The sequence below is a fragment of the Candidatus Cardinium sp. cBcalN2 genome (genome assembly GCF_022810445.1).
In the GTDB taxonomy this organism is placed as follows: Bacteria; Bacteroidota; Bacteroidia; order Cytophagales; family Amoebophilaceae; genus Cardinium.
Genome location: NZ_JAACGD010000155.1, coordinates 1 through 265, shown reverse-complemented (window position 1 = coordinate 265; position 265 = coordinate 1). Strand labels below are relative to the sequence as shown.

General features: G+C 41.1%; 1 protein-coding gene. It reads right to left on the bottom strand.

The genetic code is table 11. From position 1 onward, the window contains the following. Positions 1-265 (bottom strand): penicillin-binding transpeptidase domain-containing protein (locus MUW74_RS04050; RefSeq protein WP_279389426.1); only part of this gene is annotated, 265 nt, incomplete at both ends.

Here is a 265-nt window from a genome sequence, read left to right as displayed (position 1 = left end):
CCAGGCATTTTGGGGTGTCCAAGTTTCTCCATTCGGTTGTACAAAGGTAACAGGTTCATCCGTTAGTAAATCTGTGGGCAAATAGCCATTGTCTAGTGCTACCGTATAGACGATCGGCTTAAAAGTTGAACCTGTTTGTCGTTTGCTTTGTTTTACATGATCGTATTGAAAATATTTGTAATCAATACCACCTACCCATGCTTTAATATGGCCTGTATAAGGATCCATTGCCATGCATCCAGCTTGTAGTACCCTTCTATGGTGT